Here is a 13,496-nt window from a genome sequence, read left to right as displayed (position 1 = left end):
TATGGAATTTTCTTGATTAGCAATTAAAAATCATTTAAAAACACGTGATTGAAAATGATTAACTAAAATAATTTGTTTTTGCGTAATTATTATTCTAATTATCACTGATCAAATGATAAAATTAGCAGTACAAAATGGAATAAAAGCTGGTGAAGAATATAAATTCATACCCGGATTTATTAATTTAAAATTTATTATTAATTATGGTTCTGCTTTTAGTTTTTTTCAAAATCAAAGAATCTTTCTAATAACTTTTGCTTTTCTAGTAGCAATTGCTAGTAGCACCTGACTATTATTTACTAAATCTATTAACAGAGCACTAGGTCTCAGTTTTGTTATTGCAGGAACAATCGGTAATTTAACAGATAGATTTTTACACAAAGGTGGTGTTATTGACTTTTTATTATGACAACTATTCCCACCATATACTATTTTTAATACTGCGGATATATTCATTACCATTGGTATCACAATTATTATTCTACAAATAATTATTGGAACCATAATTAATGCCTATCAAGAAAAGTTTGGAGAACACAATAATGAAGTCAACAATGGAACATTTACAACAATCATCAATGACAGAAAATCAAAAGATGATAAAACTAAAATATCATGAAAACAAAAATATCCGCATCGACAAATATTTAGCAATGGTATTAACAGAACATCATTATTCACGAAATTTTATCCAAAATTTAATCACTAATGGGCAAGTAATAGTTAATAATAAAACTATTTCATCAGCTAACTTATTATTAAAAAATAATGATGAAATAAATATTATTATTAAAAATGACAAAGATAAAACTTTAAAAACAACTGCAATTGATTTTGAAATAGTTTATGAGGATAATGAAATTCTTGTTATTAACAAACCTAATAATTTGGTTGTCCACCCAGGAGCAGGTAATTGAGATAATACTTTAGTTAACGGATTATTATTCCAGTCTAAAATTGAAAATATTGAAGAAAATAATTTACGTCCAGGCATTGTTCATCGTATTGACAAACAAACGACAGGATTATTATTAGTAGCTAAAAATAAAATTAGTCATCATATTTTAGCAGAACAATTACAAAAACATGAAATTAAACGAATTTATATTGCATTAGTTCATGGTACAATTAAAGGTAGATCAGGAACCATTAAAGCACCTATTGCTAGAAGCAATAATAATCGTCTAAAAATGATGGTCAATGAACAAAATAGTAAGAAAGCAACTACTCATTTTACAGTTATTGAGCGATTTAAAGACTATACTTTAGTTCAATGTCAATTAGAAACTGGCCGAACACACCAAATTCGTGTTCATTTTGAGTGAATTGAACATCCAATTGTAAATGACCCTTTATACAGCAAGTTTAAATTGGAAAATGCTAATATTGGACAATACTTACATGCTAAAGTCATTACTTTTACTCATCCCACAACTAAAAAAGTTATGACTTTTGAATGTAATTTACCTGATTTTTTTGAAAATAAATTACAATTATTACGAAAGGAAAGTATTAAATAATGGATGATAATATTCTAGATATTTTAGGTTTACAATTAGTTGATTATTTTATTAGTCATCAAGATTATCGACCATTTAATGTTCCTAAAGAATTAAAACTACATGTTAAAGGTGAAGTATATCTAACTAATAAAGATAGTAATACTTATCATATCATTAAAATTATTAAAGAAAATAATTTTAATCCTCACCATTTAAAAAACAAAGATGAAGTTTATGAAATTTTACATAAACAATTAGCAGATGAAGGTGTTAAAGATATTCGTTATTTAATGGTTATCTTAAATGATGATAACCAAAACGAAAATCGAATGTCACCAGCAGTTGATGTTATTATTGCTACTAGTGATAAAATTGTTCAAGAATTATCTAAATTTTATCCTAGTATTACTAAATTTATTAAGGTAGACTTACCCCAACTTGAAACTGAAACTGAAAATAATGAAGAGACTAATGAAGATAATAGTACTGGAACTTTAAGTGATAATTGAAAAAAAGTTAATTTTCAAAATCGTCGTTACTTAAGCGAAACATTAAAAAAATGTACTAATGCTAATTTGGCAGTTACCTGATTTCTTTTTATAATTCCTATTATTACACTTGTTGTTTTTCTAGTAATTATAAATCTTAGTCAAGATGATTGATTAGCATTAGATTATAAAAAACAACATTTGCTTTTTGGTGCCAATTATCATAACTTAATATTTGGTGCTTATCAATATTGAAGGTGATTAATTTATCCATTTGCTGGTAATGATATAAATCCTTCAGCTCCTATTAATTTAATATTTTCACTTTGAATGTTTTATCGTGTTGGCAGATTTGTTGAAGGATTTTATGGATGATGAAAAGCAATTTTCATTTGAATTGGTGCAATGATTCTAACTGGTATTTTACAAAGTGTTGTTGATAATATTAATATCATTTCAGGATTTTGAGTTTTTCCTGTAATTTCATTAGGAGCAATGTTACCTTTCATTTGAAATTATAAATTATTTAAAACTCCAATTATGAGTCGTTTCTTTACAACTATTTTATTAATGTTAATATTTTGATTTATAACTGATCAACAAGTAGTGACATTATTATATTGAATGATTGCTTTTGTCACAGGATGATTATTTGCTTCTTTAATCGGATATCATAATCGTAAAATAAATGTGTATTATGCTTTTAGTCCAATTGCTATTGGTTCATTAGTATTATTTGCTGGTTTGCTTTGAGGTTTAAATAATTATTATCCTGTTGATGATAATAACTATACTTTAGAAGTATTAAAACAATATCAAAAACTTGGCTTAATTAGTCAAAGTACTATTAATAGCATTATGCTTAATTACTTTCATATACAAGTATAAAAAAAGTAGGATTTTTCCTACTTTTTTTATAAATAAAATTCTATATTTTTTTTAATGCGTCAAATAAATACTTTTCTTCCTCTTTTGTAAGAAGATTAGTATTAATAACTATTTGTCTACTATTAATATCAATAATTTTAAAATCTATAGCAATATATGAATAATTATTAAAATTAATTTTTAATCTTTCTGATCATTCAATTATCATAAAATTATTCATCATTATTTCATAATATTCTTCTAAATGAGGATTAATTAAACGATAAGCATCCATATGAATTAAATTTCATTCATATTTAGTTTGATACTTATTTCAAATAATAAAAGTTGGTGAATTAATAATATTTTTAACTCCAAGTAAATTACCAATTAATTTAGTAATTTGCGTTTTACCACTACCAAGCGGACCATTTAATAATAAAATTAAATTTGGTTTAGCAATTTTAGCAATTATTTTGGCAAGAGTATTAGTGTCATCTAATTTTTTTAATATATATACATTTTTTTTCATAATAACCTTCTTTGATAATTATTTTATACTTTACAAACTATTATACAAAATAATAACTTATTTTCTAAATTATTATTTTTCTTATTTAAAAGTTATTACTGCTCATATGTTTCTTTTTTAACTACCACTTTTTCTTTACTTCTTACAAAAAATCATTGATAAAAACCAAAGCATGAATTACCAAGAGCAACAATTCACATTAATAAAAGATTTACATCCAAACGATTATGAGCAGCTCCCGAATACATAGCTATTTGAAAAATATTAACGATTAGGCTTTTCTCCCTTTATGTACTATTTTAATTTTATCACATAAATGCTGAGAAAAGCCTATCTCCGGACTTCTCCCCACATTTTTAAATCAAACATAGAATTACAGTTTCAAAACTAGGTATCTTGTTGAATTTATATGCAGCTTCTTTAGCATATAAATGAACATGATGTTTTGCAACTTTGATATGTGTTTTAAATGTTCTTCTTATATGTTTTCAAACTGATTCAATTTGGTTGGTATTTACACCAATTTTTGAAACATAGCCATCTTGATGGTTAACTGTTTCATGCTTAGTGAAAACTGATTTAAAATCGCAATATCCTTTTCAAGAATCAGTATATACAAGACATTTTGAAGAAATGTGGTTTTTTGCAAACTGCAAAAGATTTTTACTCTTTGCGTTTTTCAATACTTTCACAATTAAATTATTGGTTGTTTTTTGATAAATGCCAACAATCAAGGTTTTATTCACCAAGGATCTTCCTTGTTTTTTAAAACCCATATGTGAAAGATACATTTCATCAATTTGCACTGTACCTTCAACAATAAATTGAGGTTTTTGTTTTGCAATACGTGTTCTGATTTTATGAGTCATTCTTCAAGCAGTTTTCAAAGTCACTCCCAATTCTTTTGCAATATATGTTGATGGAATTCCATGTTTGGTGTTTATTCATCTAAAGATAAGATAAAACCAAGATGTTAAAGATGTTTGTGACCTTGAAAATATGGTGCCTGTGAGAATGCTAAATGTTTGATTACATTTTAAACATCTCATTCTTTTTAAATCAGAAGTATTCAAATTAAAATTAAAACACCTAATACATTTGTTTTCTTTCAAATTTGCTATATATGCAAGACATTGCTGTTCAGTTTGAAAAGCATTGTTGAATTCATTCAGTTTCATTATTACCTCCACAAGTACATGTGGGGAGAAGTCCGAACGATTATTCAAAAAATTCATTGTTCACGAAAACGTAATAACATTAGTATTTGCGCAACAATACTTAAAGAATTAGTTAATGAATCTAGAATATGTGGTAAAACTTGTTGAAAAGTATTACCATCAAAATCATATTTCCCTAAAATTACACGTGAAAATTCAGGAATTTCAAAATAAAAAAATACTGATAAAACAATTGCAAAGTAAATAGTAACAATACTTGTTTTTAAATTTAAACGTTTAGAAATTATTTCTTGTTGTGAATCTAAATGAAATTTCCATAAACTATAGCCAATAAATTGAAAAGGCAAAAAGAAAAATAAATTCAACTGCATATCACCAACATAATCTCAAACTAAAGCAATACAACCATAAATACTAACAGCAAAAAAACCTCAAAAAAAAATTAGAAATTTTACCAAACGAAATTAAAATTATACAAATAACATTAGTAAAAGCGAGGCTTTTGAAGCTTTTTAATAATCTGTGTATCTTTGTTTTACAAAGTTACTAATTTAGATTAATTCTGTCTTCAAATTTTATCATAAAATGAGCAATTGCTGTATTTCAATTTTGAATAGGCAATGTTCATTTTTTTGTTATATTTTCAATTGCCAAGTAAAATATTTTGAAAACTGCCATATCATTAGGAAAAACTTTTTTATTTCTGATGATTTTTCGTAATTGACTATTAACAGATTCAATAGCATTTGTAGTATAAATCACTCTTTTGATTTCTACTGGATAACTAATAAAAACCATTAAATTATCTCAATTTTTATATCGGAAATGTTTAGTAATCTGTGTAACTTACAAAAATAACTATGTTTAATTAATTCTAGTAAATATAATTAAATGACTAGAAAGAGTGAGTTACAGATGGCTAAAAAAGATAACTTTAATAATAATCATCCAATATCAAAAGCAGTAGATTTATTACTAGAAAATACTGAAGATTTAACAACAGTTTTTAAACCTGGCGGTTTATATAAAGAATTAACAAAAAGATTAGTTGAAAAAATGTTGAATTCTGAAATGCAAAATTATTTAGGATATGAAAAAAATCAACATACTACTACTGAAAATGCTCGTAATGGTACAAGTTCAAAAAAATTAATAACTCAACAAGGTAAAATTGAAATTGATGTACCAAGAGATCGCAATAGTAATTTTACTCCTGTAATAGTTCCTAAAAGGCAAAGAAGATTTGATGGTTTTGATCAACAAGTTCTTTCCTTGTATGCAAAAGGAATGACATTATCTGACATTAAAATGCAGTTGCAAGAGTTATATCATGGTGCTGATATTAGTGAAAGTGTTATTAGTCAAATTACTGATGATGTTATTGATGATGTTAAAGCATGACAAAATCGACCATTAGAAAGTATTTATCCTATTGTTTATTTTGATTGTATAGTAGTTAAAGTACGACAAGATAAACGGATTATTAACAAATCAGTTTATATAGCATTAGGAGTTGATTTAGAAGGCAAAAAAGATGTTTTAGGATTATGAATTAGTGAAAATGAAGGTTCTAAGTTTTGATTATCTAATTTCACAGAAATGAAAAATCGTGGCTTAAATGATATTATTATTGCTTGTAGTGATAATTTAACAGGCATGTCAGAAGCAATACAATCAGTTTATCCTAAAACAGAACATCAATTATGCATTGTTCATCAAATTAGAAATAGTTTAAAATATGTTTCATACAAACATCGAAAAGGTCTAGTTGCAGATTTAAAACCAATTTATAGTGCATGTAGTGAAGAACAAGCAATGCAAGCTTTAGAATCGTTTGAAAGTAAATGAAATAAACAATATCCTCAAATTACTAAATCTTGATATAAAAATTGAGATAATTTAATGGTTTTTATTAGTTATCCAGTAGAAATCAAAAGAGTGATTTATACTACAAATGCTATTGAATCTGTTAATAGTCAATTACGAAAAATCATCAGAAATAAAAAATTTTTTCCTAATGATATGGCAGTTTTCAAAATATTTTACTTGGCAATTGAAAATATAACAAAAAAATGAACATTGCCTATTCAAAATTGAAATACAGCAATTGCTCATTTTATGATAAAATTTGAAGATAGAATTAATCTAAACTAGTACTTTATAAAACAAAGATACACATATTATTAAAAAGCCTCGAGTTCTTGTTTTTCTTATAATTGCTTTTACTCTTTTATTTTGTACTTTATGATTAATATTATCTGTATATGTTACTATTAATCTCATAGAGTGTTTTGTACCTTTACGTTTAAAATCTCAAAATTTTCGATGTCCATCATCAATTGCTACAAAAATAGGTTGATTTTTTTCCAATTTTACTTTTACTGGATTTGCTTCATTTATTTCTAAATTTTTAAAAACTCTATGAACGCTACTAACACTAATAACTGCCTTTTTACAAATCGCACAAATATCACGATATATTTTTCCATCAGCAAAATTTTCAATAATAGTATCTTCGATATCTTCACCAATTCTTTTATATTTTGGAAGTTCCATTTTTTTCATCAACTAAACAAACACGAACTAATTTTTGTAATTTTTCATCAAAATATTCATAAATTCTTCTTTTATAAGTTACTAATCCATACATTGTTTTTCTTGTTCGATATTGAAAATCAACAATTTTATATTTCTTTTTATCTCTTGTATTTTTTCTTCTTCAATCTCACTTTTCTCATTTCTTTGTTATATGTTCTAAAATTAATTTATCAATTTTAGGATATTGTTCTTTATAAGTTCATTTATAATTAAAATCCATATTAAAATCCATATTATTCTCCTAACTTTTTTTAAATTTTAAATTTATTGTAAATATATTTAAAAAATTAATTTACTTAATTATTATATAAATATATAAGTGTTATTTTAAATAAAATAAAAAATATTTTAAAAACCACTTTCATATTTAAAATATAATAAACAATTTCAATATAATTAATAGTATAGGTCTCATAAAATAAACGCCTTTAATTTAGGCGTTATTTTGCATTTAAAAGCATACTTGTAAAAATAATCAAAAATAGTACAATTTATAAGTAAAATCAAGGAAAAAAGGAGAAATTTAATATGAAAACATGAATAAAAACAAATTGGAATGGCAACCTTTTTTAGGACTATTTTTTGGTAGACATTTGTTTTTGATAATTAACTGGAGTTAAGTAGTTTAAAGTGCTGTGAATTCTTATGTTGTTATATCAATTGATGTAATCAAATAATTCTAATTTTAATTGGATTAATGATGTAAAATTTTTATCATTAATAAATTCGGTTTTGAAAGTTTTAAAGGTTGCTTCAGCAACAGCGTTATCATAAGGACAACCTTTTTTGCTTAAAGAGCGATTAATATTGAATGCTAGTAAAAGTTTATCAATAATTTTATTATTAAATTCATTACCGCGATCACTATGAAATATTTGAATATCTTTTAAACAGCGATTTGAGTGCATAAATGCTTGATATACTAATGATGCATCTTTTTTAGTACCTACACTATGTCCAATTATTTCGCGGTTAAATAGGTCAATTAATAAACAAATATAGTTTCACTTACCATTTACTTGAACATAAGTTAAATCACTAACAATAACTTCATTTTTAACTCTATTATTAAAGTTTCTATCAACAAGATTGTTTATTGGACTATCGTTAACTTTGTTATTATTATTTTTGTATGATAATTTAGTGTATTTTGATATTAAATTATGTTTATTCATAATTTCTTTAATTTTTCGTCTTGATAAATAAATTTCTTGGTTTTCTAGAATGACTTTTAATCTTCTAGTACCATAAACTTCTTTATTTTCTTTAAAAGCACTAATAACAGCTTCATCATAAATATTATTTTTGATTTTATTTTCTTTTTTCTTTAAATTAAAATAATATGTTGATTTAGAGATTTTTAAAAAATGACACATTGTGCGAATTTTATATTTAACTTTATTTTTGACAATAATTTCTATTTTCTGCCTATTATTAGTGCTGCTTGCTTTAAAATATCATTTTCCATTCTTAATTGTTTTAATTCTTTTCTTAATTTAATTAATTCATTTTCTTCAACAGAACGATTATCTTTAGTTTTAAAACTACCTGAATTAGTAAATTGCTTAATTCAATTGTAAGTAGCTGCTCTTGTAACATTATATTCTTTAGCAAGGCAAGATACTGATTTGCCACTTTGATATAAAGCTACTATTTGTTTTTTAAATTCATCGGTATATGAGTTAATATTGGCCATAATTATAGTTCCTTTCTTTGTTCACTTGTCTACGTAATTAGTGTCCAATAAAGTGTAACCCATCCATTGAGTGAATTGAACATCCAATTGTAAATGACCCTTTATACAGCAAGTTTAAATTGGAAAATGCTAATATTGGACAATACTTACATGCTAAAGTCATTACTTTTACTCATCCCACAACTAAAAAAGTTATGACTTTTGAATGTAATTTACCTGATTTTTTTGAAAATAAATTACAATTATTACGAAAGGAAAGTATTAAATAATGGATGATAATATTCTAGATATTTTAGGTTTACAATTAGTTGATTATTTTATTAGTCATCAAGATTATCGACCATTTAATGTTCCTAAAGAATTAAAACTACATGTTAAAGGTGAAGTATATCTAACTAATAAAGATAGTAATACTTATCATATCATTAAAATTATTAAAGAAAATAATTTTAATCCTCACCATTTAAAAAACAAAGATGAAGTTTATGAAATTTTACATAAACAATTAGCAGATGAAGGTGTTAAAGATATTCGTTATTTAATGGTTATCTTAAATGATGATAACCAAAACGAAAATCGAATGTCACCAGCAGTTGATGTTATTATTGCTACTAGTGATAAAATTGTTCAAGAATTATCTAAATTTTATCCTAGTATTACTAAATTTATTAAGGTAGACTTACCCCAACTTGAAACTGAAACTGAAAATAATTGGATGGGTTACACTTTATTGGACACTAATTACGTAGACAAGTGAACAAAGAAAGGAACTATAATTATGGCCAATATTAACTCATATACCGATGAATTTAAAAAACAAATAGTAGCTTTATATCAAAGTGGCAAATCAGTATCTTGCCTTGCTAAAGAATATAATGTTACAAGAGCAGCTACTTACAATTGAATTAAGCAATTTACTAATTCAGGTAGTTTTAAAACTAAAGATAATCGTTCTGTTGAAGAAAATGAATTAATTAAATTAAGAAAAGAATTAAAACAATTAAGAATGGAAAATGATATTTTAAAGCAAGCAGCACTAATAATAGGCAGAAAATAGAAATTATTGTCAAAAATAAAGTTAAATATAAAATTCGCACAATGTGTCATTTTTTAAAAATCTCTAAATCAACATATTATTTTAATTTAAAGAAAAAAGAAAATAAAATCAAAAATAATATTTATGATGAAGCTGTTATTAGTGCTTTTAAAGAAAATAAAGAAGTTTATGGTACTAGAAGATTAAAAGTCATTCTAGAAAACCAAGAAATTTATTTATCAAGACGAAAAATTAAAGAAATTATGAATAAACATAATTTAATATCAAAATACACTAAATTATCATACAAAAATCATAATAACAAAGTTAACGATAGTCCAATAAACAATCTTGTTGATAGAAACTTTAATAATAGAGTTAAAAATGAAGTTATTGTTAGTGATTTAACTTATGTTCAAGTAAATGGTAAGTGAAACTATATTTGTTTATTAATTGACCTATTTAACCGCGAAATAATTGGACATAGTGTAGGTACTAAAAAAGATGCATCATTAGTATATCAAGCATTTATGCACTCAAATCGCTGTTTAAAAGATATTCAAATATTTCATAGTGATCGCGGTAATGAATTTAATAATAAAATTATTGATAAACTTTTACTAGCATTCAATATTAATCGCTCTTTAAGCAAAAAAGGTTGTCCTTATGATAACGCTGTTGCTGAAGCAACCTTTAAAACTTTCAAAACCGAATTTATTAATGATAAAAATTTTACATCATTAATCCAATTAAAATTAGAATTATTTGATTACATCAATTGATATAACAACATAAGAATTCACAGCACTTTAAACTACTTAACTCCAGTTAATTATCAAAAACAAATGTCTACCAAAAAATAGTCCTAAAAAAGGTTGCCATTCCAAATGAAGAGACTAATGAAGATAATAGTACTGGAACTTTAAGTGATAATTGAAAAAAAGTTAATTTTCAAAATCGTCGTTACTTAAGCGAAACATTAAAAAAATGTACTAATGCTAATTTGGCAGTTACCTGATTTCTTTTTATAATTCCTATTATTACACTTGTTGTTTTTCTAGTAATTATAAATCTTAGTCAAGATGATTGATTAGCATTAGATTATAAAAAACAACATTTGCTTTTTGGTGCCAATTATCATAACTTAATATTTGGTGCTTATCAATATTGAAGGTGATTAATTTATCCATTTGCTGGTAATGATATAAATCCTTCAGCTCCTATTAATTTAATATTTTCACTTTGAATGTTTTATCGTGTTGGCAGATTTGTTGAAGGATTTTATGGATGATGAAAAGCAATTTTCATTTGAATTGGTGCAATGATTCTAACTGGTATTTTACAAAGTGTTGTTGATAATATTAATATCATTTCAGGATTTTGAGTTTTTCCTGTAATTTCATTAGGAGCAATGTTACCTTTCATTTGAAATTATAAATTATTTAAAACTCCAATTATGAGTCGTTTCTTTACAACTATTTTATTAATGTTAATATTTTGATTTATAACTGATCAACAAGTAGTGACATTATTATATTGAATGATTGCTTTTGTCACAGGATGATTATTTGCTTCTTTAATCGGATATCATAATCGTAAAATAAATGTGTATTATGCTTTTAGTCCAATTGCTATTGGTTCATTAGTATTATTTGCTGGTTTGCTTTGAGGTTTAAATAATTATTATCCTGTTGATGATAATAACTATACTTTAGAAGTATTAAAACAATATCAAAAACTTGGCTTAATTAGTCAAAGTACTATTAATAGCATTATGCTTAATTACTTTCATATACAAGTATAAAAAAAGTAGGATTTTTCCTACTTTTTTTATAAATAAAATTCTATATTTTTTTTAATGCGTCAAATAAATACTTTTCTTCCTCTTTTGTAAGAAGATTAGTATTAATAACTATTTGTCTACTATTAATATCAATAATTTTAAAATCTATAGCAATATATGAATAATTATTAAAATTAATTTTTAATCTTTCTGATCATTCAATTATCATAAAATTATTCATCATTATTTCATAATATTCTTCTAAATGAGGATTAATTAAACGATAAGCATCCATATGAATTAAATTTCATTCATATTTAGTTTGATACTTATTTCAAATAATAAAAGTTGGTGAATTAATAATATTTTTAACTCCAAGTAAATTACCAATTAATTTAGTAATTTGCGTTTTACCACTACCAAGCGGACCATTTAATAATAAAATTAAATTTGGTTTAGCAATTTTAGCAATTATTTTGGCAAGAGTATTAGTGTCATCTAATTTTTTTAATATATATACATTTTTTTTCATAATAACCTTCTTTGATAATTATTTTATACTTTACAAACTATTATACAAAATAATAACTTATTTTCTAAATTATTATTTTTCTTATTTAAAAGTTATTACTGCTCATATGTTTCTTTTTTAACTACCACTTTTTCTTTACTTCTTACAAAAAATCATTGATAAAAACCAAAGCATGAATTACCAAGAGCAACAATTCACATTAATAAAAGATTTACATCCAAACGATTATGAGCAGCTCCCGAATACATAGCTATTTGAAAAATATTAACGATTAGGCTTTTCTCCCTTTATGTACTATTTTAATTTTATCACATAAATGCTGAGAAAAGCCTATCTACGGACTTCTCCCCACATTTTTAAATCAAACATAGAATTACAGTTTCAAAACTAGGTATCTTGTTGAATTTATATGCAGCTTCTTTAGCATATAAATGAACATGATGTTTTGCAACTTTGATATGTGTTTTAAATGTTCTTCTTATATGTTTTCAAACTGATTCAATTTGGTTGGTATTTACACCAATTTTTGAAACATAGCCATCTTGATGGTTAACTGTTTCATGCTTAGTGAAAACTGATTTAAAATCGCAATATCCTTTTCAAGAATCAGTATATACAATACATTTTGAAGAAATGTGGTTTTTTGCAAACTGCAAAAGATTTTTACTCTTTGCGTTTTTCAATACTTTCACAATTAAATTATTGGTTGTTTTTTGATAAATGCCAACAATCAAGGTTTTATTCACCAAGGATCTTCCTTGTTTTTTAAAACCCATATGTGAAAGATACATTTCATCAATTTGCACTGTACCTTCAACAATAAATTGAGGTTTTTGTTTTGCAATACGTGTTCTGATTTTATGAGTCATTCTTCAAGCAGTTTTCAAAGTCACTCCCAATTCTTTTGCAATATCTGTTGATGGAATTCCATGTTTGGTGTTTATTCATCTAAAGATAAGATAAAACCAAGATGTTAAAGATGTTTGTGACCTTGAAAATATGGTGCCTGTGAGAATGCTAAATGTTTGATTACATTTTAAACATCTCATTCTTTTTAAATCAGAAGTATTCAAATTAAAATTAAAACACCTAATACATTTGTTTTCTTTCAAATTTGCTATATATGCAAGACATTGCTGTTCAGTTTGAAAAGCATTGTTGAATTCATTCAGTTTCATTATTACCTCCACAAGTACATGTGGGGAGAAGTCCGAACGATTATTCAAAAAATTCATTGTTCACGAAAACGTAATAACATTAGTATTTGCGCAACAATACTTAAAG

At 24.8% G+C, this 13,496-nt stretch carries 18 protein-coding genes and 2 pseudogenes; 9 read left to right on the top strand and 11 right to left on the bottom strand.

The features are described from left to right. Nucleotide 1: 1 nt before the first annotated feature. The 3 genes from lspA to AACL02_RS04700 are packed head-to-tail and all read left to right on the top strand — an operon-like array spanning nt 2 to nt 2,878. On the top strand, nt 2–709 hold the full coding sequence (gene lspA, locus AACL02_RS04710; protein WP_339043051.1) for a signal peptidase II: 708 nt from the start codon (nt 2–4) through the stop codon (nt 707–709). After that, nucleotides 597–1,520, top strand: a complete 924-nt coding sequence (locus AACL02_RS04705) for an RluA family pseudouridine synthase (protein ID WP_339043594.1) — start codon at nt 597–599, stop codon at nt 1,518–1,520. Before lspA ends, AACL02_RS04705 begins: the two co-directional genes overlap by 113 nt. Beyond that, nucleotides 1,520–2,878 carry a hypothetical protein gene (locus AACL02_RS04700; protein WP_339043049.1) on the top strand — a complete coding sequence of 453 codons (1,359 nt, stop codon included), beginning with the start codon at nt 1,520–1,522 and terminating at the stop codon, nt 2,876–2,878. The genes AACL02_RS04705 and AACL02_RS04700 overlap by 1 nt, the downstream gene beginning before the upstream one ends. A 40-nt stretch (nt 2,879–2,918) precedes the next feature. On the opposite strand, the gene tsaE (AACL02_RS04695) is transcribed toward AACL02_RS04700, so the two are convergent. From tsaE (AACL02_RS04695) to AACL02_RS04685, 3 genes are all read right to left on the bottom strand, one after another. Further along, nucleotides 2,919–3,389: a tRNA (adenosine(37)-N6)-threonylcarbamoyltransferase complex ATPase subunit type 1 TsaE gene (gene tsaE, locus AACL02_RS04695; RefSeq protein WP_281749327.1), complete on the bottom strand. Its 471-nt coding sequence runs from the start codon at nt 3,387–3,389 to the stop codon at nt 2,919–2,921. 95 nt (nt 3,390–3,484) lie between these two features. Beyond that, nucleotides 3,485–3,637 carry a hypothetical protein gene (locus tag AACL02_RS04690; RefSeq protein WP_339043041.1) on the bottom strand — a complete coding sequence of 51 codons (153 nt, stop codon included), beginning with the start codon at nt 3,635–3,637 and terminating at the stop codon, nt 3,485–3,487. A 108-nt stretch (nt 3,638–3,745) separates the two neighbouring features. Then, nucleotides 3,746–4,567 (bottom strand): IS1595 family transposase, encoded by an 822-nt coding sequence (locus AACL02_RS04685; RefSeq protein WP_339040174.1) that lies wholly within the window; start codon nt 4,565–4,567, stop codon nt 3,746–3,748. Here AACL02_RS04685 and AACL02_RS04680 point away from each other — a divergent pair. After that, entirely contained in the window at nt 4,513–4,641 is a 129-nt protein-coding gene (locus AACL02_RS04680; protein ID WP_339043039.1) for a hypothetical protein, read from the top strand. The genes AACL02_RS04685 and AACL02_RS04680 overlap by 55 nt on opposite strands. A gap of 42 nt (nt 4,642–4,683) precedes the next feature. Here AACL02_RS04680 and AACL02_RS12465 read toward each other — a convergent pair. Together AACL02_RS12465 and AACL02_RS04675 are read right to left on the bottom strand one after the other, a co-directional pair. Further along, nucleotides 4,684–4,938: pseudogene (locus AACL02_RS12465) on the bottom strand (hypothetical protein); the annotation flags it as partial. 175 nt (nt 4,939–5,113) lie between these two features. Then, nucleotides 5,114–5,407: pseudogene (locus AACL02_RS04675) on the bottom strand (transposase); the annotation flags it as partial. A gap of 75 nt (nt 5,408–5,482) precedes the next feature. On the opposite strand from AACL02_RS04675, the gene AACL02_RS04670 reads away from it, so the two are divergent. Beyond that, on the top strand, nt 5,483–6,721 hold the full coding sequence (locus tag AACL02_RS04670; protein WP_339043592.1) for an IS256 family transposase: 1,239 nt from the start codon (nt 5,483–5,485) through the stop codon (nt 6,719–6,721). Here AACL02_RS04670 and AACL02_RS04665 read toward each other — a convergent pair. The 3 genes from AACL02_RS04665 to AACL02_RS04655 all read right to left on the bottom strand — a co-directional run bounded on the left by AACL02_RS04665 (nt 6,713) and on the right by AACL02_RS04655 (nt 8,861). After that, nucleotides 6,713–7,123, bottom strand: a complete 411-nt coding sequence (locus AACL02_RS04665; protein ID WP_339043037.1) for a hypothetical protein — start codon at nt 7,121–7,123, stop codon at nt 6,713–6,715. The genes AACL02_RS04670 and AACL02_RS04665 overlap by 9 nt on opposite strands. Continuing rightward, a complete protein-coding gene (locus AACL02_RS04660; protein WP_339043035.1) occupies nt 7,104–7,397 on the bottom strand; it encodes a hypothetical protein in 294 nt (97 codons plus the stop codon). The genes AACL02_RS04665 and AACL02_RS04660 overlap by 20 nt, the downstream gene beginning before the upstream one ends. 343 nt (nt 7,398–7,740) lie before the next feature. After that, nucleotides 7,741–8,861 (bottom strand): IS3 family transposase gene (locus AACL02_RS04655; RefSeq protein ID WP_339043047.1). Its coding sequence is split into 2 segments (ribosomal slippage): nt 7,741–8,618 and nt 8,618–8,861, totalling 1,122 coding nucleotides; the frame shifts between segments, so codons are not numbered across the junction. 119 nt (nt 8,862–8,980) lie between these two features. On the opposite strand from AACL02_RS04655, the gene AACL02_RS04650 reads away from it, so the two are divergent. The 3 genes from AACL02_RS04650 (at nt 8,981) to AACL02_RS04640 (ending at nt 11,701) form a co-directional block, all read left to right on the top strand. After that, nucleotides 8,981–9,130 carry a hypothetical protein gene (locus AACL02_RS04650; protein WP_339043045.1) on the top strand — a complete coding sequence of 50 codons (150 nt, stop codon included), beginning with the start codon at nt 8,981–8,983 and terminating at the stop codon, nt 9,128–9,130. A gap of 509 nt (nt 9,131–9,639) precedes the next feature. Further along, a protein-coding gene (locus AACL02_RS04645) for an IS3 family transposase (RefSeq protein ID WP_339040217.1) occupies nt 9,640–10,760 on the top strand; the annotation gives its coding sequence in 2 pieces (ribosomal slippage) (nt 9,640–9,883 and nt 9,883–10,760; 1,122 coding nt in all). Between the two features lie 140 nt (nt 10,761–10,900). Further along, nucleotides 10,901–11,701, top strand: a complete 801-nt coding sequence (locus AACL02_RS04640) for a hypothetical protein (protein WP_339043043.1) — start codon at nt 10,901–10,903, stop codon at nt 11,699–11,701. A gap of 40 nt (nt 11,702–11,741) precedes the next feature. Here the strand turns inward: AACL02_RS04640 and tsaE (AACL02_RS04635) are convergent, their stop codons facing one another. From tsaE (AACL02_RS04635) to AACL02_RS04625, 3 genes are all read right to left on the bottom strand, one after another. Further along, nucleotides 11,742–12,212, bottom strand: coding sequence for a tRNA (adenosine(37)-N6)-threonylcarbamoyltransferase complex ATPase subunit type 1 TsaE (gene tsaE / locus AACL02_RS04635; RefSeq protein ID WP_281749327.1), 471 nt, complete (start codon nt 12,210–12,212; stop codon nt 11,742–11,744). A 95-nt stretch (nt 12,213–12,307) separates the two neighbouring features. After that, nucleotides 12,308–12,460, bottom strand: coding sequence for a hypothetical protein (locus AACL02_RS04630; RefSeq protein WP_339043041.1), 153 nt, complete (start codon nt 12,458–12,460; stop codon nt 12,308–12,310). A 108-nt stretch (nt 12,461–12,568) separates the two neighbouring features. After that, nucleotides 12,569–13,390, bottom strand: a complete 822-nt coding sequence (locus AACL02_RS04625; protein WP_339043040.1) for an IS1595 family transposase — start codon at nt 13,388–13,390, stop codon at nt 12,569–12,571. Between AACL02_RS04625 and AACL02_RS04620 the strand changes: the two genes are divergently transcribed. Beyond that, on the top strand, nt 13,336–13,464 hold the full coding sequence (locus AACL02_RS04620; protein WP_339043039.1) for a hypothetical protein: 129 nt from the start codon (nt 13,336–13,338) through the stop codon (nt 13,462–13,464). The two genes, AACL02_RS04625 and AACL02_RS04620, sit on opposite strands and share 55 nt — an antisense overlap. The last annotated feature ends 32 nt before the right edge of the window (nt 13,465–13,496 follow it).

The organism is Spiroplasma endosymbiont of Apeira syringaria, from assembly GCF_964020205.1.
In the GTDB taxonomy this organism is placed as follows: domain Bacteria; phylum Bacillota_I; class Bacilli_A; order Mycoplasmatales; family VBWQ01; genus Spiroplasma_E; species Spiroplasma_E ixodetis_A.
This window is presented reverse-complemented; position numbering and strand designations above follow the sequence as displayed.